15 protein-coding genes and 1 tRNA gene are annotated in these 22230 nt (G+C 36.3%); 7 read left to right on the forward strand and 9 right to left on the reverse strand.

Features of this window, described 5'->3' with window-relative positions; genetic code table 11:
* Nucleotides 1–28 precede the first annotated feature (28 nt).
* Complete coding sequence (locus tag AXA65_RS14450; RefSeq protein ID WP_063970788.1) at nucleotides 29–5989, reverse strand: alpha-2-macroglobulin family protein; 5961 nt, start codon at nucleotides 5987–5989, stop codon at nucleotides 29–31.
* 152 nt (nucleotides 5990–6141) lie between these two features.
* Between AXA65_RS14450 and AXA65_RS14455 the strand changes: the two genes are divergently transcribed.
* The 4 genes from AXA65_RS14455 (at nucleotide 6142) to AXA65_RS14470 (ending at nucleotide 11780) form a co-directional block, all read left to right on the forward strand.
* The gene (locus tag AXA65_RS14455) at nucleotides 6142–6903 is read left to right on the forward strand and encodes a UbiA family prenyltransferase (protein WP_185114328.1); all 762 of its coding nucleotides are present in this window, start codon (nucleotides 6142–6144) and stop codon (nucleotides 6901–6903) included.
* A gap of 43 nt (nucleotides 6904–6946) precedes the next feature.
* Nucleotides 6947–8752, forward strand: coding sequence for a hypothetical protein (locus tag AXA65_RS14460; protein ID WP_063970789.1), 1806 nt, complete (start codon nucleotides 6947–6949; stop codon nucleotides 8750–8752).
* A gap of 62 nt (nucleotides 8753–8814) precedes the next feature.
* A complete protein-coding gene (gene recF, locus AXA65_RS14465; RefSeq protein WP_063970790.1) occupies nucleotides 8815–9897 on the forward strand; it encodes a DNA replication/repair protein RecF in 1083 nt (360 codons plus the stop codon).
* A 152-nt stretch (nucleotides 9898–10049) separates the two neighbouring features.
* Complete coding sequence (locus AXA65_RS14470) at nucleotides 10050–11780, forward strand: T9SS type A sorting domain-containing protein (protein ID WP_063970791.1); 1731 nt, start codon at nucleotides 10050–10052, stop codon at nucleotides 11778–11780.
* A gap of 224 nt (nucleotides 11781–12004) precedes the next feature.
* Here AXA65_RS14470 and cdd read toward each other — a convergent pair whose 3' ends face one another.
* Complete coding sequence (gene cdd, locus AXA65_RS14475; protein WP_063970792.1) at nucleotides 12005–12484, reverse strand: cytidine deaminase; 480 nt, start codon at nucleotides 12482–12484, stop codon at nucleotides 12005–12007.
* Between the two features lie 80 nt (nucleotides 12485–12564).
* Here cdd and AXA65_RS14480 point away from each other — a divergent pair, with 80 nt between their 5' ends.
* On the forward strand, nucleotides 12565–13092 hold the full coding sequence (locus AXA65_RS14480) for a DUF922 domain-containing protein (RefSeq protein WP_063970793.1): 528 nt from the start codon (nucleotides 12565–12567) through the stop codon (nucleotides 13090–13092).
* Here the strand turns inward: AXA65_RS14480 and arfB are convergent.
* Both arfB and AXA65_RS14490 read right to left on the reverse strand, forming a co-directional pair.
* Nucleotides 13082–13474 carry an alternative ribosome rescue aminoacyl-tRNA hydrolase ArfB gene (arfB, locus tag AXA65_RS14485; RefSeq protein ID WP_063970794.1) on the reverse strand — a complete coding sequence of 131 codons (393 nt, stop codon included), beginning with the start codon at nucleotides 13472–13474 and terminating at the stop codon, nucleotides 13082–13084. The genes AXA65_RS14480 and arfB overlap by 11 nt on opposite strands.
* A complete protein-coding gene (locus tag AXA65_RS14490; RefSeq protein ID WP_063970795.1) occupies nucleotides 13471–14499 on the reverse strand; it encodes an AMP-binding protein in 1029 nt (342 codons plus the stop codon). The genes arfB and AXA65_RS14490 overlap by 4 nt, the downstream gene beginning before the upstream one ends.
* 100 nt (nucleotides 14500–14599) lie before the next feature.
* On the opposite strand from AXA65_RS14490, the gene AXA65_RS14495 reads away from it, so the two are divergent.
* Nucleotides 14600–14670, forward strand: a tRNA-Gln gene (locus tag AXA65_RS14495).
* Nucleotides 14671–14840: 170 nt separating this feature from the next.
* Here the strand turns inward: AXA65_RS14495 and AXA65_RS14500 are convergent.
* The 3 genes from AXA65_RS14500 to AXA65_RS19945 all read right to left on the reverse strand — a co-directional run bounded on the left by AXA65_RS14500 (nucleotide 14841) and on the right by AXA65_RS19945 (nucleotide 17405).
* Nucleotides 14841–15506 (reverse strand): response regulator transcription factor, encoded by a 666-nt coding sequence (locus AXA65_RS14500; protein ID WP_063970796.1) that lies wholly within the window; start codon nucleotides 15504–15506, stop codon nucleotides 14841–14843.
* Between the two features lie 11 nt (nucleotides 15507–15517).
* Nucleotides 15518–16957 (reverse strand): tetratricopeptide repeat-containing sensor histidine kinase, encoded by a 1440-nt coding sequence (locus AXA65_RS14505; protein ID WP_086048218.1) that lies wholly within the window; start codon nucleotides 16955–16957, stop codon nucleotides 15518–15520.
* A gap of 289 nt (nucleotides 16958–17246) precedes the next feature.
* Entirely contained in the window at nucleotides 17247–17405 is a 159-nt protein-coding gene (locus AXA65_RS19945) for a hypothetical protein (RefSeq protein WP_165596610.1), read from the reverse strand.
* 375 nt (nucleotides 17406–17780) lie between these two features.
* Between AXA65_RS19945 and AXA65_RS14515 the strand changes: the two genes are divergently transcribed.
* Nucleotides 17781–18674 (forward strand): hypothetical protein, encoded by an 894-nt coding sequence (locus AXA65_RS14515; protein ID WP_063970798.1) that lies wholly within the window; start codon nucleotides 17781–17783, stop codon nucleotides 18672–18674.
* Between the two features lie 85 nt (nucleotides 18675–18759).
* On the opposite strand, the gene argS is transcribed toward AXA65_RS14515, so the two are convergent.
* Both argS and AXA65_RS14530 read right to left on the reverse strand, forming a co-directional pair.
* Entirely contained in the window at nucleotides 18760–20523 is a 1764-nt protein-coding gene (gene argS, locus AXA65_RS14520; protein ID WP_063970799.1) for an arginine--tRNA ligase, read from the reverse strand.
* A gap of 336 nt (nucleotides 20524–20859) precedes the next feature.
* Nucleotides 20860–22224, reverse strand: coding sequence for an MATE family efflux transporter (locus AXA65_RS14530; RefSeq protein ID WP_063970801.1), 1365 nt, complete (start codon nucleotides 22222–22224; stop codon nucleotides 20860–20862).
* Nucleotides 22225–22230 lie beyond the last annotated feature (6 nt).

Raw genomic sequence — 22230 nt, forward strand, 5'->3', positions numbered from 1 at the left:
GTTGGTCTTTTTTATTTTTAAAATTATGTTAAGGCTCTATTTCAACTTTTGTTCCCTGCGTATGCGCATTCATTTGTGGTGCGTAATAATTCTGCAAAGTTGTAATGCCATTGCTGAATTTTCCACTTGCATTCGCAACATAATCATATTCGAAAACATATTTTCCTTTCGGCATATATTCGATGTAGAAGTTCGTGGAAGCATCTTTTGTGGATTGATAGTATCCTAGATTATTTTTCCATTCATAACCGGAAATGACATCCAAAGGTTCAAATCCTGCCGCTCTCATATCTTTTAAGTGAATGAATTCCATATTTCTGTCGGTGTTCAGAATCATTCTTACCGTCACTTTATCTCCAACTTTCAACGGAGAATTTTCATTGATTTTAATTAATTGTTCACCGTTCTCTGTTTTTACTTTTTTGTATAATTCTTTCGTAATAGAAATATAAGTTTCCGAAGATTTTATTTTATCCAAATCCTCATAATATTGCCAGAACAAGCCACCTTGCACAATTCCCGGACTGTCTTTTTTAATGGAAACCGTTGCTAGATTTTTATCCAAATTATCAGAGGTAACCGCCTGTTTCACGTAACCAGTCGCTTGCGTTTGAGGCTTCAAAGCTTTTCCGCCCCAAGTAATTTCAGCTTTGTCAGATTCCGCAGAAGTCCAGGATTTCCCTGAATTAAGAATCGTGAAAATGACTTCCGCAGTTCCGCGCGAACTTCCCCAAGAATTCACTTCTTTTTGGGTTACCAACCAGATTTTCATTTCTTCAATGAAAGTTTCATCCGTCGGAGTCAATTTGTTGAACGCTTCCAAAGCTCCAGCGTGATTCACGGTTTTTGAAGAATACCAACCCCAATCGTTCAGATTTTGTTTCCAGTAAACACCTTGCGTTTCCGTATCTGTCGAAGTTTCTTTCAAGTAAGTCATCAATTTTTTCGAAACATCTTTCAGTCCATAATTACTGAACAACAAAGCCGAACGATGCAATCCAAAGAAAGTGAAATCAGTAATTTTTGCGGTTTTCGCTTTTGCTGTTACCAAAGATTTCAATGTCGCACCTTTATTTTTTAAAGGATATTCTTTTTCCCAATAATTTCGGGTGTCGAGATAATCGATGACGAAGTTGTTCCAAACATTATCTTTATCTGTCTTCCAATATTTATTCACTTCATTATCCACATAAGAAACCAGTTTTTTCACCATTTCTTTTTGTTCAGAACTTTGATAATCCGCCACATTTCCTTTCAGCCAATCATTGATTCTTCCTAGGTTTTTCAGAATATACAACGAGTTATAATACGAACTCGGATAACCAGAATACCAACTAAATCCACCATCAGGATTTTGTAATTTCTGCAATTCGCTCCAATCTGTTTGAATGGAATTTCGCATCGTATTCGCATCAAACAATCTCGCCAGTTTTTCCATTTGTTCGGTTTCGTTTTTCGATTCCAAAACCCACGGAGTTTCCTCTAATAACAATTGTTTCAGTTCCTGATTTTTCTCCAAATTTGAAGTCAATAAACCTTTCGATTGATATTCATCAAAAACCGTTTTCAGTTTCGGATTGGCTTTAAAAATTTCAGAAGCCAAAACATCAGCAAACCATTTATTAAAGACTACATCCGCAGAATTATTCATATCATTTTTCAAGCTTGGAAGCGCAAACATAATTTCCCAAATCGGATTCGTCGTCAGTTCCAAAGTATTTGAAACGTTTGAAATCGTTTGAGAATTTGAATTTTTAAGATTTTCTAAAATGAAAGTTTTCGTTTGTCCTTCTTTCACGAAAATCGGAAGCGCATCCGTCACCAACATTCTGTTCGGCAAAACTGCGATTGCTTTTTGTTCGCCATCAGAGAAATTTCCAGCTTTCGCAACGATTTTAATAATAATTGATGAAACATTGTTCGGAACTTTCACTTTCCAATTAACAACAGAATTTCCGTTTTCAGATAATGTAAAAGATTGTTCTTTATTATAACCGGCAACCGCCATCAATTGACTAATTCCGAATTTCTCCGAAATATCTTCATTCGTAAACGCATCCAAAATCTGCAATTGCGCAACACCATTCAGTTTTTGATTCACCAAACTCGATAATTTTGATTGAAGATTCAATTCATCACCTTCACGCAAAAATCTTGGGTAATTTGGCGTGATAGAAAACTCTTTCTGCGTCACCACCGATTTTTCCAAAGTCGCAGAACGCGCATCTTTCGTATGTGCCAAAAACATCAATTTCCATTGCGTCAAAGCTTCCGGAGAAGTGAATTCAAAACTCACATTTCCATTTTTATCCGTCAAAAGATTAGGATAGAAAAACGCCGTTTCGTTGAGGTTTTGACGAACTGGGATTTTATTTAAATCATCTTTGTTCGGAGAGCTCATTTCTGCATTTGAATTGACACTTGGTAAAGTTTTCAATAAACCTTCAACATCTCCAGCACGACTTCCATATATGGCATCAGCATCAGCTTTCGGAGCTTTTTTTGCCAAGGGAACAGTGGCTCTTGAATAGCCTACTACAACAGCTTCTTCTATCGTTACTCCAGGAGCCGAACCTTGTATAGAATTTAAAAATGTTTGTCTATATATTTGTCCACTAAACCAATTAAATTGAGGATTATCAATATTATAATTTTTTAAATACTTAAAGTTTTTATTGAAACTTGCTTGATTTAAGCCATTTTTCAAATCATAAGAACTCTGAAAAAACTGCGAATAAAATCCCTGCCAATTCCAACTATTCGAAGCAAATTGGTCAAGCGATTTGTCATACATACCCGCCAAAACTTCCGCATTGATTTTCTCTTTACCAGAACCAGAAACTTTCACCGTCCATTTTTCTTTTTGTCCAGGCTGAAGTTTATCGCGGAAAGTAACGGTTTCAATTTTCAAATCATCTTTACTGTCAGCAATTTTCAAATCCACATTCTCCGTTTTTACATCATTAAAAGCTACCAATTGAAACTGTAAATTAACTCTCGAAACAGTTTCATCTTTCGGAATCAAAGTTTCATATTCCAGAATTCCATTTTTGAACGAATGCGTTTCCGTCACCGTTTCGCCTTTACCATTTTGAACAAAAACATTCACCAAAGCATCCGGAACTGCGGAGTAAACAAACACTTTTGCTTTCTCACCACGTTTGAAATCCTGTTTTGGCTTAATGACTTCCAGAAAAGGTTTTTGATTTTGCCCAAGTGATTTCTTATCCCAAACTTTGAAGAATTGCTCCGTTTTTATCGTGTCTTTTCCTTCGATATTGTAAAGTTTAAGCTTGTAAGTTCCCGCTTCCAGTTTGCCCAAATCAAGATTGGTTGTTGGTTGTTGGTTGTTGGTTGTTGGCTTCTTCGCATTGTCAGGCTGAGGCTCTCGAAGCCCATCAAGAATCACTTTTTCAACCTTCCACTTCTTCAAATCATCACGCTTATCAAATTTGTCGTGTGGGAACTTTTGCACAAATTCTTCCTTAGAAAGTTTCGGCAAATCCTGAATCGTATTTTCAAACTGACTTCTGAAAATCTGCTTCGGTTCTTCCAATTTTTCAAGTTTTGCATTGTAAGATTTTGCAAGAACTTGGTCGTTGTAATTTTTCGTCGAAACAGTCAGTTTTACAGCTTCATCAGAAAAAATATTTTCAACATTGTCTGCCGAAATATAATGAGAAACGGAAGCCACTTTCACATTCGTGTCTGCAGATTGTGTTTCGCCGTTGATATCCGTCACAGAAGCATTGATGGCGTAATTATCAATCTGAATGCCTTCTAAAGTTTCGTCTTTTTTAAGTTCTACTTTGATGGTGAATTCACCTTTCTCATTTGTTTTTACTTCGCCAAGAATGGAGTTTTCATTATCGTTTCCACGTGGGTACCACCAGAAATAACGCCAACGGATATTTTGTTTTTTGATTTCATAATTCACGGTCGAATTGCTCAATGCAACGCCGGAAAACATCATCGCTTTTCCTTTAAGTTCGATGGTTTGGCCGTATTTGTACTCGTCTTTTATCGGTTCAAAAGTCACTTCAAATTTCGGACGTTTGTATTCCTCAACCTGAAAATCTGCGTAACCACTAATGTTGTAAGCGACATTACTATCATCATCAACTTCGATACTGAAATTCCCGTTCAGCTTATTTTTTGGTAAAGTAAAACTGCCGTTGACGGAACCAAATTCGTTAGTTGTCAGTTTCAAAGTTTGCAATTCCTCGTTGTTGGTGTCATTCAAAGTGATATTCAACTTCACTTTTTCCAGCGTTTTCATTTTCTGAGTTTCGCCGTTAATTCCGGTTGCAATCACTTTGAAATAAACAATTTGTCCAGGTCTATAGATTTTTCTGTCGAGGAAAATCTGTGCACTTTCCTGATTTTCAGATTTGTTTCCGTTGCCGTAATCGTAACCATAAACGTTTATCATCGAAAAATTGTTTCCATTCTTCACAAGGAAATTTCTGTAATATTCCTGATTTGCAGAATTCGGAAACTGGAAATTACCCGATTTATCTGTTTTTACAGTGTATTTTGTAACCGCTTTTCCTCTGACATATTCAGTGATATCAAGGTTTTCATTAATGAAAGCTTTTCCGTTTTCGTTGTTCACGAGTTTAAGAATATTGCCTTTTGGATTGCTGTCATCTTTTTTAGAAAAAATAATTTTCGAATCCGAAACTATGAAATAATAATTCCCTTGAACGGAATTTTCCACCACATATTCCGCCAGATAAATCCCTGCTGGAAATGCTTTCAGCTCCAAAGATGTTTTATGAGATTTGAAATCCGAAGAAGCTGGCAAACTGAACTCATCCTTTCTTACCAACGATTTTTTGACCTTGGAAAAAGGCGTTTTGTAAGAATCGAAAACATAATTCAGAAAACCTTGCGAATCATCTTTTACTTCATAAATATTCAATGAAAATTGCTTCACATTTTTACCTTCCGCAACGATGTGGATCGGTTTGTTCGGTTGCGTTTCTTTCTCGTAAAACAGATTGAGTTGAGGATTTTTTATTGCATTCTCTTTGTTAAGAATATTATTGATGAACTTCGATTTTGGATAAAGTTCTTTCGCCTTGTTGACCCAAACCAAAGCCGTTTTGTTGTCATCTTTTTGTTGAAGAAGTTCAATCATTTCGTCAATCATCAAAACTTCGTAATCGCCTTTTGCAGATTCATCACCAACCAGTTTTTCAAGTTGCGCAAGTTTATCTTTACAATGATTCAATTCACAATTATAATTTATTTTCTGATGTTGGAAGTACAGTTTTGAATTCCCAGAATTATCCGAAATTTCCGAATCATAAACATCATTGATTTTCGTCGAATTGACTTTCAGTTCGTTTGGCGTGAACAGATTTTGATTTCTTAAAAACTCGACGTAATTGAAATTTGACCAATCCGAAAGCGTAGGGAAGTAATCCAGATTTTCCGTCGCGTCAAAAATTTCCTTGTATTTCTGAGTCTGAATTTTCTTCAAAACCGAATTTTCTTTCTCCAAATCTGAATAATTCTTAGTCAAAAAATTCTTGAAATCCAGTTTGCTCCAAGTCTCAATTTGTGACAGATTTTGATTATTAATATTTGTTTTCTGATTGATTTTCCACGAATTATTATCGTAATAATCATTAATGAATTCCAATGTCAGAAGATGAAATAATTGTTTTTCATCGCCTTTGAGTTTGGTTTCCGTGCTTTGAAGTTTCGAAAAGAATTTGGAGTTTTCATCATTCTGCGTGTCGTCGTGCGTTTGCTTCAGGATGCTGAATTCCGCTTTCAGAGATTTGATGATTTGGATGGCATTGTTGTCTTTCATCGCTTGGTTTTGAATGTCCAGAATTATCGGAAGATTACTTTTGTAAGTTCCTTTCTTGTAGTTTTCCTCCACTTTTTTCCATTGAGAATCGTAGTAATTCTGAGCCGAAAAGTTGATGAAGAAAAGCATCAGCAAGAAAACTGAGACGGATTTAATGATTTTCATATCTGACTTTTATTTTTTTTGAGTGAATGATTCACTGTATAAAGATGCATTATTTTGGTAAAGGTTGGAAGGATAAATAAATTTTTTAAAAATTAACGTTTTGGAAATCTTATTGATTTAGAACAATTTTTCGGACATTTGTTAAAAGTAAAATGTCGATTTTAAATTTAGCAAAAAAATATGTGATTGACAGCCAGATTTTTGTCTCGCTGATGGGAACAATGATGGCTGGATTTTTTATGCTGGAGCAAAACATATTTCGTTGGCCGAGCTTGCTGTTGATTTTCATCACCTATTTCAGCGGTTATCTTTACACGAAATATCAGAATCGGAAGAAGACTTTTATCAAAATTCTAGTGTTCAATTTCATTTGTGGCATCCTTAGTTTTTGCTTGATTGTCTTTAATCATAATGAAATCAGATTGGTGAAATGGGCTGTGATAGTCGTTGTTGGTTTGCTTTACAACTCATTTTTTCTTGAGAAGTTCATTAGAAAAATCCCTTTGCTGAAAATATTTTACGTTGGCTTGACTTGGGCTTTGATTAATGCGTGGCTCATTCTCCCGGAATTCAATTGGGAGATTTTCTGGATTTCGTGGTTGTTTATTTCGGCTTTGGTTTTACCTTTCGACATTAGAGATATGAAAAGCGATGATGTCGTGACTTTTCCCATATTAATAGGTGTTCAAAAGACAAAATATCTGGCTTATCTTTTAGTTTTTGTTGCTTGTCTTTTAAGTTTGATATTTCTTGATAAGGAATTTGCCTTAAGTTTTTTACTAACAACGGTTTTCACATTTATTCTAATTTATTTTTCTGAAAATGATAACCAAGAAACCTACTTTTCTTTTTGGGTAGAATCTTGTAGCGGATTGCCTTTGTTGCTTATGTTGCTGTATTGGCTTATAAATTGATAGTAGCAGAATATTAATTAATTTTTGAAGTATTTATAATCTAATGCATAAAAATATTTTTGCGCTGTTATTGTTTTTATGTAGTGTTTCTTTTGTGTCCGCACAGGAAAAAGAGGAAAAGGATTCTATCTACTACAAAATAGAAGAGTTCTCGGACAAAAGGAAATTTACCAAATTTCTGCACCGTTTTATTTTTCGTCGAGAAGCGGATTCCGTTTCCGTAAAAACCAGAGCGGAAAAGCAAGAACAGGTTTCTTATGACGGAAAATATATTAGAAATATCAAAATAGAAACAATTGACCCTTTCGGCTACGGCTCCAAAGACAAAAAAGAGAAAAGCCGTTGGTACGATTGGTTCACGAATCATCTTCATTCTAATACAAGAGTTTCCACTGTCAATAATTATCTGCTTTTCAAAAAAGGCGAAGAATACAATGCACAAAAACTCTACGAATCTGAGCGTTTATTGAGAACGATGCCTTTCGTGAACCGGGTCAATATCAGCGTTGCAGACAGCACTTCTACGAATGATTCAATCGATGTTGTCGTGAAAGTTCTTGATTCCTGGAGTTTGAAACCTAGGGCAAGTTATTCGGGAAGTAAAATTGGAATGGGCGTTACGGAAGAAAATTTTTTGGGACTAGGGCACGAGGCAGATTTCCTCTACAGAAACGATTCCAAACAAAAGCAGGATTATCTTTTGGGAAGTTATACAGCTTACAATCTTTTCGGTTCCTATATCAATGCTCAGGTTTTGGGTGAAAGAGATTTTTGGAAAAATGAGCGAATCAATGTGAATGCGAGAAGGGATTTCTTTTCTCCACTCACAAAATGGGCAGGCGGTTTCTCCTTCGAATATTTTATGCGAAATGTGGCTTTGCCGATGGTTGACAGAAGTGCTTTGCCAGAAGTTCAAATCAAGGTGTATAGCCAGGATTTGTGGGGAGGTTATCAGATTCCGGTTTCTTCTAATCCGGAAGAAAAAATATCAAGCAACATTGCGTTCATCGGGCGTTTTCAGAATTATCAGTACAAAGACAGTCCTGGAATTGACCAGTTTGATTATTTCAAATCTTACAACAGTTTCTTAGCTTCTGCCGGATTTATTCAGAGGAAATTTTCGGTTGAGAAAAATATTTTTCAATATGAGTTGCCAGAGGATATCTCTTATGGAAATTCTTTTAGCATAACGGGCGGACTTTTATCTAGGAGTAATGAAGTAATGCCTTATGCTGGCGTTTCTGGCGCTTACGGCGATTTTACAAAGATTGGCTATTTCAGTGTCAAAGCGCAGTTCGGAAGGTTCTTTAATGAAGACAGCCAGAATCGGGAATCTTTCCGGTTTGATGGAACTTATTTTACCAATCTGATGGATTGGAAATTTGCGAAAGTGAGACATTTTTTCGCACCAACTTTAGCGCTTGGAAATCCACAACATAACTACTCTTACCGCGACAGAATCAACCTTTCTGCCAGAGATGAGTTTCCTGTTTACAACGCAGATTACATTGGAACGAAGAAGTTGGTTCTGAGATATCAGCTTCAGCTTTTTGTGAACAAAACTTGGAAGAATTTCCATTTCAGTCCATATTTGACGACGGCAGTTGGCTGGTTGGCAATGCCTCAGGATAAATTAATGAAAACCAATGCCAACGCAAAAATAGGAATTGGTGTTTTGATTAATAATCCGTATTTGGTGTTCAACAGGATTCAGATCTCGTTTACTTATTATCCAAAAGTTCCGTTTGATAACAACTCTGTTTTTGATTTTAACAGCAATCGAAATAATGTTTTACCACTGAACAGTTTCGGGGCAGATATTCCGCATTTTGTGAATTTTGGAAACTAAATCTTTACCTTTGTCTTGCCTTTTCATTTACTTAAAATTGAGAACGTCAGATTTTCAGAACTATGACCATCAACAAACTTTCACTCATCAATTTCAAAAACCACTCCGAAGTTTCGTTTGACTTTTCGCCACAAATCAATTGTTTCGTCGGGAACAATGGCGTAGGGAAGACCAATATTCTGGATGCGCTTCATTATCTGTCTGTTGGTAAAAGTTTCTTAGGGAATTCTGACCTTAATAATATCAAATCGGGAGAAGATTTCTTTACGATTGAATCTGAAATTCAGAATGAAGAGAAGGAAGATATTATCAAAATCCTGCATCCGAGAGAATCCAAAAAAATCATTAAGAAAAATGATAAAACTTACGACAGATTGGCAGACCACATTGGCTATTTGCCGAGTGTGATGATTTCGCCGTACGATTCTAATTTGATTTCGGATTCCGGGGAAAGTCGCAGAAAATTTCTGGATGCGATGATTTCTCAGACAGATTCGGTTTATCTTTTTGATTTGATTCAGTATCAAAAAACCATTCAACAGAGAAATGCTTTGCTGAAGAATTTTGCTAAAAACCGATATTTTGATAAAGATTCTTTGGAAATCTATGATGACCCGATTTCAAACTTCGGAACAAGGATTTTCGAGAAAAGAAAGGAGTTCGTCGAAAAACTGAATCCAATTGTCCAGCATTATTACGACATTATTTCCGGTGGAAAAGAAAAGGTTTCTGTGGTGTATGAATCTCATCTTTCAGACAATACGTTCCAAGAACTTTTATCGAATTCAATTGATAAAGACCGAGTTCTGACCTACACATCCAAAGGGATTCATAAGGATGATTTGATTTTCGAAATGAATGGAAATTTAATCAAAAAAATAGGTTCTCAAGGTCAGCAGAAATCTTTTTTGGTTTCTCTGAAATTAGCTCAAATCAACCGAATCAAAGAACTGACTGGAAAATCGCCAATTCTTCTTTTGGACGATATTTTTGATAAATTGGATGACACCAGAGTTTCTCAATTGATTGAATTGGTTAATAAAGAAAACTTCGGACAGATTTTCATCACAGACACACACAAAGAACGAACTGAAAATGTTGTGAGGAGAATTCACGAAGAAAGTAAGATTTTTGAAATTTCATAAATCATTACATCCTTTTGCAAATCAATAACTTGATTTTAGTTTAATCTAAATTTTACCGAAACAAGACAAATATCATATTCTAAAATCCCTTTTGGTAAGGCTTCTTATATACTTTTGCAAAGTAATTTTTAATTATTCTAAATAAAAATAATATGAAGAAGTCTTATATTTCAATTTTAGCTTTGTCAGCTATCATTACCAAATCTCAAAGTTTTGAAGAAGTTTCGCAACCGGCGCTTCAAAATTACTTTTACTCTGCCAGCGCAGTTGCAGATTTTGATAATGACGGATTTCAAGATATATTTTTCACTGGCGCTATCGATTCTGACGGTGATACGAACGTAGATGTCACGTCCAATGATTTCTATAAAAATACAAATGGAAATTTCTCATCCATTCAAAATTTTGGAGATAATTCGGTTCATTTGAGTGCGGTCAAGTTTATCGATTTTGATAATGACGGACTTTTGGACGTTCTAACGACTGGACTTAGTTATAATGATATTGTGAATTATCAGCAATACCGATGGAAAAATACAGGTTTAGCTTTCACTTTGGTTGATAATGCTGCTGGGAAAATCTACGGCGGATTGGACGTTTTCGATTTCAATCACGATGGAAAACAAGATTATGCCATCAACGGAACTCAATATATTGAAGGCGTCGGATTTTCTCACGATTTGGATTTGTACCTCAATAATTCTAATGGTTTTCAAAAGACAGAAGCTTGGTTGCCAGGAACTCAAAACGGAAGTTTCAAAGTTATAGATTTGAATAACGATAATGAATTGGATGCTGTTGTAAATGGTTTCAATTCTGATTACGAAGGAACTTTCAATGTTTATATTAATGAAAATGGAACCTTGGTTCAGAAGTCTCAACTTCCGCCTGTGAGCGCTAGCAAAATGGCTTTTGCTGATTTCAAAGGTGATGGTTTTCAGGATTTTGTTGTGGCTGGTCAGGATGCGGATTACAATCCCTATTTGGCGGTTTTCATTAATGATGGACAAGGTAATTTCACGGAAAGCAAGTTTGAAGGCGAAGGACTTTCGGCAGGAAATGTTGAAGTTGGCGATTTGAACAACGATGGCTACTACGATTTTGTTGTGATGAGAGATGATGACAACTACGATGGCTACACGAATGTTTATCTTTATAATCCTCAACTTCAGAAGTTTGAAAAGTCGGAAGATTCAGGATTATACAATCTTGGAAGTGGTGGAACGCTGGCTTTGTTTGATTACGATAACGACGGAAATCTTGACATCCTCGCCAACGGTTTCGATTGGGCTGACCCGGATTTGATGCCTTACACCAAGTTGTTTAGAAATACAACAACGGTTTCTAACCAAAAACCCAATGCACCAACGATTCTTACTGCAACAGATACTGATAACAAAATCAAGTTCACTTGGTCTGGAGCGACAGATGATAAAACACTTGAGAACTCGCTTCAATACGAATTGACGGTTGGTTCGGAGTCTGGTAAGGCGGACATCGCAAAATATATTGTGACGACGAAAAGCTGGTATTTGGATAAAGCCAATTTGCCTTCGAAAATATTTTGGAGTGTGAAAGCCATTGATGCTTCCAAGAAATATTCAGATAAATCTCAGGAGATAGAATTCTCTGTTTTGGCGGTTTCGGATTCCAAAAATGAAACGGTTTCTATCTATCCAAATCCTGTGAAAGATATTTTAAATGTGAAAACAGCCAGCAAAATAAAAACGCATAAAGTTTACAATCTTTCGGGACAAATTGTGAATGCAAAACTAATTTCAGACAAGACTGTAGATTTCTCTCGCCTTGAAAAAGGAATTTATGTTGTTGAAATTCTGTTGGAAAATGGGAAAAAATTGACTCAGAAAATTATAAAAAACTAATAACCTAATTTTCATATCCATATCTACATTTTACAAGAAAATCCCATTCAGTTTTTTGAATGGGATTTTGGATTTTATTTGTAGTGAAAAGAAATACAAAACTTCAACATAGCCCTGATGGGAACGGCATCCTTTTTTTGCTTAGCTTGAGCGTAGGCAAAAAAGATATAGTGGACAGCAGGTTGGTCATCTCAATCGATAGAGCAACTCGATGCTCCTAAAAATTATAAAAATGTCCCGTCAAATGAGAATGGCAGCAAATCCCGGATGGATTTTGTCTTGATGATTTCTCCGTTTGGGGATGTGAAATAGATTTCGATGACGTCTTTTTGTTTGGCTTCGTACTCCAGAATTGATTGTCTGCAGCCGCCACAAGGTGGAATTGGCGTGGAACTGAGTCCGTCTTTTGGGCCTCCAATCACAAATATTTTTTTGATTTTTTCGTTTGGATAATTGGCAGAAGTCCAGAAAATCGCGGTTCTCTCGGCGCACAATCCGGATGGATAAGCTGCGTTTTCCTGATTGGAGCCGGTGATTATTTCGCCGTTTTCCAAAAGGAGTGCACAACCTACGAAGAAGTTGGAGTAGGGCGCATAGGCGTTTTGGCGGATTTTTTTGGCTTTGTCGAAGAGTGTTTTTTCTATATCGTTGAGTTGCTCGTAACTCGAGATCACTTCAAAATTGATTTTTATTTCTTTTTCCATCTTTTAAAAATGCAGGGAGGTAAAAATACAAGTTTTATGGTAACAAATTAACATTTGAAGAAAAAAATCATCTAATCGTTATGATAAAACAATTTTTGCTGCTTGGTTTCGTCTTTTTCTTAGGATTTGCGAAGGCTCAGGACAAGATTTTTTGGGATGAAAATCGAAAATTGGTTTGGGCAGATTTCCAGTCTCAAACTAAGCCAAATACTTCTCAGGCCGCGGCTACAACTTATTGTGGAATCTCTCTCTTACTTAATAGTTCGACGAAGAAATTCACTTCCAAGCAGGTGAAAATTCAGTCGTTTTTTATTCCTTCCAAATCCTGGGCGCATCCGGAACATAAGACGGATCATGTTTTGATGCACGAGCAAAGTCATTTCGATATTGCTGAGTTGTTTGCGCGAAGATTCAGAAAGGTAATCAGTGGTAAAAGTTTGGATGTCAAATCTTTGCAGAAGTATTATGAAAGAATTTATGATGAGTATAAACAATATCAACAGGATTATGAAACTGTGACCAATCATGGGCGAATCCGCGATAAACAGTTGGAATATTCTCAGAAAATAGATGAGGAGATAGAGAAATTATCGGACTTTAAAATTTAAATTTCCGATTGTCTTTTTTCTCGGAAATTTTCTTTTTGTTATCGATTCGCTTTTGAACTTGGCGTTTGGAAGGTTTGGTTTTGACTCTGTATTTTGGAATGAAAAGCGATTTTTCTACCATTTCGAGCATTTTTTCTGTCACGATTTTCTTGTTCGCAAGTTGTGTTCGGCTTTCTGATGAAGTCATTTGCAGAAGACCTTCGGAATTGATGCGGTTTTTGAGTTTATCAGAGATTCTAAGTTTTTCCTGTTCTGAGAAATAATAACTTTCTGAGACGTTCCAAATCGCCGTGACAGCCGTTTCCACTTTGTTCACGTTTTGTCCACCAGCGCCGGAAGAGCGGGAGGTTTTGTAGCTGATTTCGGACGTGAAGTTTTTCATTTCTCAATTAATTTTTTCAACTCCAGCCGGTTGACTTTTCCGTTTGGCGTTCTTGGGATCTTTTCTACAAAATTAATGTCTTTTGGTTTATGAAATGATTTTTGAAATTTTAAATTATAGATTTTAGATTTTAAATTTTCATCAGATTCTCCTTCAATTATTAGAATTAATTTTTGTCCGAGTTTTTCATCATCGATTCCAAGAAAGACTGCTTCATTCGGAATGTTTTGTTTGACTAATTTTTCCAATTCTTCTGGGAAAATCTTTGCGCCACCAGAATTAATCGCATTATCTAATCTTCCAAGAAATCTGAATTGATTTTTATTATTAATTTCTACCAAATCATTTGTTTGCAAAATTTCTGAATTCAATTTTGGTGCAAATATTTTCAGACAATCTCGTTCGTCAAGAGAAATTTCCACACCTTCAAAAACTGCAAACCAATCTTCCTGATTTGGGAAAATCTGTCTGAGTGCAATGTGGGAAAGTGTTTCGCTCATTCCGTAGGTCTCGAAGATTCGAGTGGGAGAGTTTGAGTGTTTGAGAGTTTTAGTGATTTTTGTCTTTAAAGTTTCGGAAACTGATGCGCCTCCAATGATCAGATTTTTGATGAGATGAAGTTTGTCCAAGGAATTTTCGACCTGCAAAGGCGTCATTGCACAGAAATCGATTTCGTCATTAATGTTTTGAAGGGGATTTGTGGACGGTTCGACGATTTTTAGTTTTAATTTTCTGAGAATACTTCTTACGACCATCATTTTTCCAGAGATATATTCTATCGGGAGACAAATTAATGCGACATTTCCTTCTTTTAAATCCAAAAAGTTGCAAGTCATCTCGGCAGAATTCAGCATTTTTGATTTTTCTATCTCAAATATTTTTGGAATTCCGGTAGAACCAGAACTCTGAATTTTGACTATTTTTGAGTCTGAAAACCATTCTGTGACGAAGTCTAAAACTTTGGTTTCAAATTCGTTAGATGGTCTTTCTTGATTGGATAAAGGTTTGGAAAGGTCGATTAACATTAGGCTGAGCGAAAATTTATTTTATAAAATTATGCAATTTTTTTTAAAAATAATTTGGAAGTTCAGAAAAAAGCTCTAAATTTGCACCACAATAAAGGACAGACCTATGGTGTAGCGGTAACACTACTGTTTTTGGTGCAGTCATCTGGGGTTCGAATCCCTGTGGGTCTACAAATTGTAAAGTAACAACCAGTTGAAATTCAGCTGGTTGTTTTATTTTTGCATGGTAAATGCCAGATTGTTTAGATGATCATTAGTTTAATATTACCTTGGATTGACGAAATTGATAGTCAATTCTATCCTTCCTTTTAAAATTTCTTCGAAAAGTTGACTAGACAATCCTAAATGATGCCGAAATCTTTGCAGACTGCAATAAGATGTTCATTGCTGTTGACATCTAGAGATTCGCGGATACTTGCTAATTTTTTCTCAACGTAGCTCATGCTGGAAGGTGTGATGTTGTTCTGCTTTAAATAATCTGGGATATTTTTTACGAGAATTCCTTTTGCCAGCAATGATATAAGCAGAGTGTCCAGTGTCGAGAACTCAAAAGAATTTCTGTCCTTTACTGGATTTTTCAAATCATAGGAGATAAACCTCTCGTTTTTGTAAACGGTTTTTATCGCCTTTTTAAGGTCTTTCACATCTTCTCTGCCTTTTTTTACATAGCCGTTGATCTGTTGGTCATTGAAGAGTCTATCGATGGTCTCTTGGCGTTTTTCTACGGAGAATACGATCACTTTTAAGTCTGGCTGTATCTCTCTTGCGGCTGCCACAAGTTCTTGTCCGTTGGTCAATGTTTGTTTTCTGTGGTCAGCATCAAAGGAGATATCGGTGATCAGCAATTCGAAAGGTTCGTTTTCTTGAATTGCCATTTTCAGTCTGCTAAGAGCTTCGTCGCAGTAGTTATCAAATTTTGTTTCTGTTATTTTGAGGTCTTCAACGACTTTCTGGACCGATATGTTGAAGCTTTCATAATCCTCTGCTATTAGTACTTTTTTGAACATTTGTATTTTTTTTATAACGGAAATGAGATGTTGATCTTCAAAAGTCCGTCAGTTTCTGTGTCAAAAATAATTTTTCCAGCAATAGCTTTTGTACGGGTTTCCGTATTTTGCAAACCATTTTTTTGTGAAAGTTGTTTTATGCCAATGCCATTGTCTGTATATGAGATGTTTACGGTAGACTTGTGTTGGGAGAATTTTAGTAAAACTTTATCAGCGTTACTATGTTTCTTCATGTTGGTCATCAGTTCTTGAAGGATGCAGTAGACTTCGTTTTGTTGAGTATGGTTTGTTCTTTGCCAAATTTCTTGATCATTACCAGTGATGAAGATCTTGACAAGGTCGGAAGCATACGATTTTAACATATTAGAAAGTTGATCTTTAAAATTATGGTTTTCCGAAGCTTCTTTTTCATAAGTGATATCTCGGGATATTTCATAGATCTCTTCTAGTCTGTCAAGTAGGATCTCTTTATGTAGATCTTCGATATTCTCCACCTCGGACATTACTTGATAGACCTTATTTGCAACTCTGTCGTGGACTTTTTTGGAGTATTTGAGTTCTGTGTTTTTGACTTCCAGCATTTTTTCTTGGTGAAGGATCTTTTGCCTTTTTCTAAACCAAAAATAGCTGATGATCAATAAAATTATTAGAAGTCCTAATCCAAAATATTGTTTGATGATGTGGTTTTGGCGCTGTGTGCTTTCTGTTTTTGATCTTAGAAAATCAGCTTTGTTCTTCTCGGTCTCGTAACGGATGAGTGCAAATTGATTCTTCGCTTTATTTCTTGCAGTTTGTAGGCTGTCATTCAGTTTTTGATAGATTTTAAAATACTGTCTTGAATGTTCCTGATTTTCCAGATAAATTAATTTTTGGAGCGCTTCGATCTGGTCATCTGGACTTTTTATTTCTTTTGAAACGCTGTACATTTTAGTCGCGTACAGTAATGCGGCGTCCTGCTGCTTATCAGTGTAGTAATCTGCAAGATGGGAATAGCTGGAGTTGAGCCCCCAATTATCTTTTTCTTGTGATCTTATTTTTAAAGCTTCGTTGAGTTCTGGAATGGGATTGTAATTAGGTTTTTGAAGCCATTTTGTGTAGGAAAAATTCGATAATATCCTTGCGTATTCCTTTTTACTTATTTTTTCATTCAATATATTTTTATAAGTTGACAATGCCTTGTCATAATCTTCCATTCTTCTGAAGGCATTCGCAAGATTGTTTTGATAAATAATTCTATTAGCATGATCATCGGTATAGTAAACCGCCTTTCTGAAAAACTCGGAAGATCTTTGATGGTTTTTTAATTTGCCGTTAACGATCCCCAAGTTATTATAATTGGTTGCTAAATAATAATGATGGTCTTTTTTTGTAAAACTTAAATATTTTGAGGCCAATAAACTAGTTTCTTGAGATCCAAAATTGTCTCCTTCATTCTCCTGGATGATTGCCATATTAATAAGGCTCTTGGCAACGCTGAGAGTCTCCTTGGTTTTGAGAAAATGATCTTTACTCAGGTTAAAATAGTAAAATGCGCTGTCTCTTTTGTTATGGTCTAATAACTCAAAGGCTTTATCATAATAAAGATTAGAGATTTGTGATTCGTTTTTAATTTCGTGAGTTTTTTTACACGATAAGCATAAAAGAAAAAGAAATATATAATAAAACTTCAAAGTTTTTTATTTTTCTTAAAAATAAAAAAAAATAGTGAAAGAAAATTCTTTCACTATCACTTTATTACTGTTATTTTCTGGGTGGGGTTTGTCCATCTTCTCCACCAGTATCACCAGGGTTAGGTTGTGGTGCTGATGCAGTAGTTGTAGTTCCATCACCACCACAGTTTGAAGTATTTGAGTTGGGGTTTGAGATCAATCCCAGTAAGATCAAGATTAAGTTTAGCATTGTTGTAAAAATTTAAAAATTGACATTCGTGTTCTTCCCCGCGAAGCAGATAGCGAGTAGGTGACACAGTGGTTGAAAAAGAAGCGCTTCTTAAATTTTTGGGAAGTCAACCTTCAGAAAACGGAAGAGAAACATCTGCTTCCCAAGCCAGAGATCTCTCTCCGTTTTATCTGGTTGTTTTTTGAGATCAGTTTTGTAACTTTGTTTTTGTAATGTTTTGTTTATCAATGATTTCTGAGGCAAAGATGCAGTGATAATGAAATGAAATGTTAGACAATTCTTGGACACGAATGGACTGGCAAAATGATGGAGTACGGATTTCCGTACAAGGAAGTGCCAGAAAATCATCTACTTTGTAAAGACTAAATACCAACTATGTCCAAAAAACTACTAATTCGTGAAATTTTTGAGAAAGGAAGAAAAGACTCAGGGAAAGACAGCAAAAGCGGAATTGCGCTTTATCTCAGCCTCTACTTTTATGACGAATGGAAATTCGAAATATCAGAGCGGACTTTCGTAAGGTATTATGATGCTTTTTTGATAGATGATGAGGATAAGAATATTGATACGCAGGTTCTTGATAAAATGAGCCAATACCTGGAATTCAAGGATTTTAAAGACTTTTGCAAAACAGAAACTTTTACAAAAATTAATCAAGATTCTTCGCGTACGAGTGTGAGTGTGAGAATCGATGATGAAGATGATCCCGAAAGAAAACATCCAAATATTACTGTAAATATTACCACGAATCCAATTTTAAAACTTCAAGAATTTTTCGCAAAACAGAGCGGTTTTGGAGTGATTGGATTGTTAATTTTTGGTGGCTTTTTTACGAATAATTATTTTAAGAAAGAGGAAAATCCGGCTGTGAAATTCGCAGAGGTTAAAAACGATGAACTAAAAACAGAAACTCCTGCAAAAGAAATTATAACTTGGAAAGAAAACGAAATTACTCCACGGGATCAGGATGTCAAAGAAGAACCTCCTAAAGAAGAAAAGTTGCAATGTATGTTTTGGGATGGGAAAGAATATATCCCAGCACATTGCAGCGATACAGAAAACGGTTTGATTGCGCTTGATAGGAAATTGGTGGATAATTTCAAAAAGATCACAACGCCAGACACAATTACTTCAATTAAAAATGTCTGGTATTCCAAGCATCAAAATGTGGTAGAATTTTTCACTGCGGATGGTGTGAATCCTGAGAATGGCAAGGAATTGCACGAATTATCACAGCATATGCTTGATAAATATATAAAAAGAGAGTAGGTATAAAAAAACTCCGCCGAAGCAGAGTTTTAATTTTATATTTGAGCTGTAGGCCAACAGCAAAAAGCTAATAGCTATTTGCCATTTACATTCTATTCACCACATTGATTCCCAGCATAGCCAAAGCTTTCTTGATCGTCTTCGCAACCAGATCAGAAACCTGAAGACGGAACTGTTTCGCATCCAGATCTTCCTGTTTCACAATCGGGTTATTTTGATAAAAAGAGTTGTAAGATTTTACCAGTTCATAAACGTAATTCGCCACCAAAGCCGGACTCAAAGTTTCTGCAGAACGCGCGATAACTTCTTTGAATTCAGCCAAAAGCATGATCACTTCCTTCTCACTTTCATTCGGAACGTAAGTTCCAAAATCTCCTTTCCCGGAATATTCGGCCTTTGCCAAAAGTGACTGGATTCTCGCATACGTATATTGAATGAAAGGTCCAGTATTTCCATTAAAATCAATACTTTCCGCAGGATTGAAGAGCATTTTCTTTCTCGGATCCACTTTCAAAATGAAATATTTCAAAGCACCCAATCCAACCGTTTCATAAGAACTCTTTTTCTCTTCATCGCTCAAACTCTCCAACTTGCCAAGTTCCTCAGATTTTTCTTTTGCAGTGGAGATCATTTCTTCAACCAATTCGTCCGCGTCAACCACGGTTCCTTCTCGGGATTTCATTTTTCCTTCCGGCAATTCCACCATTCCGTACGACAAGTGGTAAAGCTGGTCTGCCCATTCGTAACCCAATTTTTTCAGGATTTTGAACAAGACTTGGAAGTGATAATCCTGCTCATTTCCAACCGTATAGATCAGTTTCTGAATATCATTTTCCTTGAAACGCTCAACGGCAGTTCCAAGATCCTGAGTCATATAAACCGAAGTGCCATCCGAACGTAAAAGCAGTTTCTGATCCAAACCTTCATCCGTCAGATCACACCAAACAGAACCGTCTTCTTTCTTATAAAGAATCCCGCTGTCAAGCCCTTTTTGAATTAGATCTTTTCCTAAAATATAGGTATTGCTCTCGTACTGAACCTGGTCGAAATTAACGCCCAATCGGGAATAAGTTTCATTAAAACCTGCATATACCCATTCGTTCATCATCGCCCAAAGTTTTCGAACTTCCGGATTATTATTTTCCCATTTCAAAAGCATTTCCTGAGCTTGGATGATACTTAGCGCTTGCTTTTTCGCCGTTTCCTCATCTATGCCGTCAGCAACCATCGCTTTGATCTCGGATTTATATAATTTATCGAATTCCACATAGTAGTTTCCGACCAGTTTATCGCCTTTCAAACCGGTAGATTCAGGTGTTTCGCCGTTACCAAATTTCTCCCATGCCAACATCGATTTGCAGATGTGAATTCCACGGTCGTTGATGATTTGAGATTTGATGACGTTGTATCCATCAGCTTTCAAAATCTCAGCAACAGAGAAACCCAAAAGATTATTTCTAACGTGTCCAAGATGCAAAGGTTTGTTCGTATTTGGCGAAGAATATTCCACCATTACCGTTGCGTTTTTCGGTGCTATGTTTTCAAAATCATCCTGAAGTTCGGACAATTGATTCGCGAAAACCTCGTCTTTCAATTTAAGATTCAGGAAACCTTTCACGATGTTGAAGCTCTCAATGTAATCGATTTCGTTTGTAATCGCTTCTCCAAGTTCGTTTCCAATCGCGTCCGGACTTTTCTTTGCCAGTTTTACCAATGGAAAAATAACGATGGTAAAATCACCTTCGAACTCGGTTTTATTTTTTTGAACATCCAGATTCACGCCTTCCACGTCATAAAGTTTCGGGATGATCTCGGATATTTTTGATTGTATATGTTGAATGATATTCATGTCAGAATTTTGTGTTGCAAATTTAAAAATTTAAAATAGCTTTTGAAGCAAAGTCGCAAATTATATAAGTGAGATTGTTTGGGCAGCTATTTCCGCCTTCCGTTCCCGCTTTTTTTGTCATTGCGAAGAACGTTAGCAATCAGTTGAACTTCTCTGGAATCGCAATGACAAAAAAGAGCTCCACTCAAGTCGGGCTGCAGATTCAGTTTCCTAATATCGTTTTGTCTCCAAAAGTTTATTTCAGTGTCAGTCTGAGCGGAGTCGAAGACTTTTCCCTGATTCCAACTTAGCGACTTTTAAACGTTATTAATAGAAAAATACGCCTTTGCGATAAAATTAGTTGATTACAGCCAACGCCTTCCTCTTACTCAACCTCAAAAACCTGATGACCAAAAGAATTGCAGAAATAGTTAATCCAATTCCCAAAGCGATCCACATTCCAAATGCACCCATTTTCATCGTCACACAAAGAAAATACCCAACCGGAATTGTGAAAACCCAATACGCCAAAAACGTGATCACACTCGGGATCTTCACATCTTGAATTCCTCTCAAACAACCCAAAGCAGTCACTTGGATTCCATCAGATAATTGGAAAAGCGCTGCGATGATCATTAATTTTGAAGCTAATTCAATTACCAATACATCGCTTTCTTTCGTGAAAAAATGAGGCAGAACGTTTCGGAAAAGGATAAACATAATGCCGCAGAATCCCATATAAATTAGAGTTAATTTAAAATTATTGATCCCGATTTTCCTTAATCCAACATAATCGCCAACGCCCATTTTGTTCCCGATCATCACCGTCGAGGCAACACTGAATCCAATACAAAGATTAAATGTAAATGACGCCATCGACAAAGCGATCTGATGCGACGCAATATCCTGAGAACTTACCAATCCACAAATGAAAGCTGCCGCCGCAAAAGCCGTTACCTCAAAAAACATTTGTAAAGCCGTTGGTAATCCAAGCTTGAACATTTTGCTGAACATTTCCTTGCTGAATTCCGCAATTTTCAAAGAAAAATCTTTGATGTATCTTCTCGTTTTTGGTTCTTTTACCAAAACAAAATACAAGAAAACCACCATAAAAATTCTGGCAATCAATGTTGCTAAAGCCGAACCCTGTACGCCCATTTCAGGAAATCCGAAAAGTCCTTTGATGAAAACATAATTTAAAGCAATGTTAATTATGTTTGCAATAATCGTTGCTTTCGTCACGCCAATTGTAAACGACAATCCTTCCGAAACTTCTCTCAAAGTCTGGAACATCATAAATGGGATCATTGTAAACGCCATAATGCTAAGAAAACTGATCGTGTCCGGAATGATTTCAACTGGTTGGTCCATATGTGTGATCAAAGGAAGTCCAGCTAATAATAGGATCATCAGTAAAATTCCAACACCAAGATTGATGACAAATCCGTGTCTGAAAACCGAATTGATCGTCTCATGTTTCCCTTGAGAGTTAGCCTCAGAAACCAAAGGCGGAATCGCAAAAGAAAATCCCAACGCCAAAACGAAAATGGAAAAGAACAAGGCATTTCCCAAAGACACAGAGGCTAAAGCCTGCGCGCCCAAAAGTTTCCCCACGATGATATTATCGAAGAGGTTCACGGACACTTGTCCGACTTGTGTCAACATCACAGGAAGTGCCAATTTCAGTCCTTGCTGTGTGTATTTTTTATCTAAAAATTTCATTTGTTT

It is taken from the genome of Chryseobacterium sp. FP211-J200, assembly GCF_001643375.1.
GTDB lineage: Bacteria > Bacteroidota > Bacteroidia > Flavobacteriales > Weeksellaceae > Epilithonimonas > Epilithonimonas ginsengisoli.

What these genes read in the sequence shown, in the direction of transcription:
- AXA65_RS14450 (WP_063970788.1), bottom strand. Translation starts at nt 5,989, where the DNA reads ATGAAAATCATTAAATCCGTCTCAGTTTTCTTGCTGATGCTTTTCTTC.
- AXA65_RS14455 (WP_185114328.1), top strand. Translation starts at nt 6,142, where the DNA reads ATGTCGATTTTAAATTTAGCAAAAAAATATGTGATTGACAGCCAGATT.
- AXA65_RS14460 (WP_063970789.1), top strand. Translation starts at nt 6,947, where the DNA reads ATGCATAAAAATATTTTTGCGCTGTTATTGTTTTTATGTAGTGTTTCT.
- recF (WP_063970790.1), top strand. Translation starts at nt 8,815, where the DNA reads ATGACCATCAACAAACTTTCACTCATCAATTTCAAAAACCACTCCGAA.
- AXA65_RS14470 (WP_063970791.1), top strand. Translation starts at nt 10,050, where the DNA reads ATGAAGAAGTCTTATATTTCAATTTTAGCTTTGTCAGCTATCATTACC.
- cdd (WP_063970792.1), bottom strand. Translation starts at nt 12,484, where the DNA reads ATGGAAAAAGAAATAAAAATCAATTTTGAAGTGATCTCGAGTTACGAG.
- AXA65_RS14480 (WP_063970793.1), top strand. Translation starts at nt 12,565, where the DNA reads ATGATAAAACAATTTTTGCTGCTTGGTTTCGTCTTTTTCTTAGGATTT.
- arfB (WP_063970794.1), bottom strand. Translation starts at nt 13,474, where the DNA reads ATGAAAAACTTCACGTCCGAAATCAGCTACAAAACCTCCCGCTCTTCC.
- AXA65_RS14490 (WP_063970795.1), bottom strand. Translation starts at nt 14,499, where the DNA reads ATGTTAATCGACCTTTCCAAACCTTTATCCAATCAAGAAAGACCATCT.
- AXA65_RS14500 (WP_063970796.1), bottom strand. Translation starts at nt 15,506, where the DNA reads ATGTTCAAAAAAGTACTAATAGCAGAGGATTATGAAAGCTTCAACATA.
- AXA65_RS14505 (WP_086048218.1), bottom strand. Translation starts at nt 16,957, where the DNA reads ATGGCAATCATCCAGGAGAATGAAGGAGACAATTTTGGATCTCAAGAA.
- AXA65_RS19945 (WP_165596610.1), bottom strand. Translation starts at nt 17,405, where the DNA reads ATGCTAAACTTAATCTTGATCTTACTGGGATTGATCTCAAACCCCAAC.
- AXA65_RS14515 (WP_063970798.1), top strand. Translation starts at nt 17,781, where the DNA reads ATGTCCAAAAAACTACTAATTCGTGAAATTTTTGAGAAAGGAAGAAAA.
- argS (WP_063970799.1), bottom strand. Translation starts at nt 20,523, where the DNA reads ATGAATATCATTCAACATATACAATCAAAAATATCCGAGATCATCCCG.
- AXA65_RS14530 (WP_063970801.1), bottom strand. Translation starts at nt 22,224, where the DNA reads ATGAAATTTTTAGATAAAAAATACACACAGCAAGGACTGAAATTGGCA.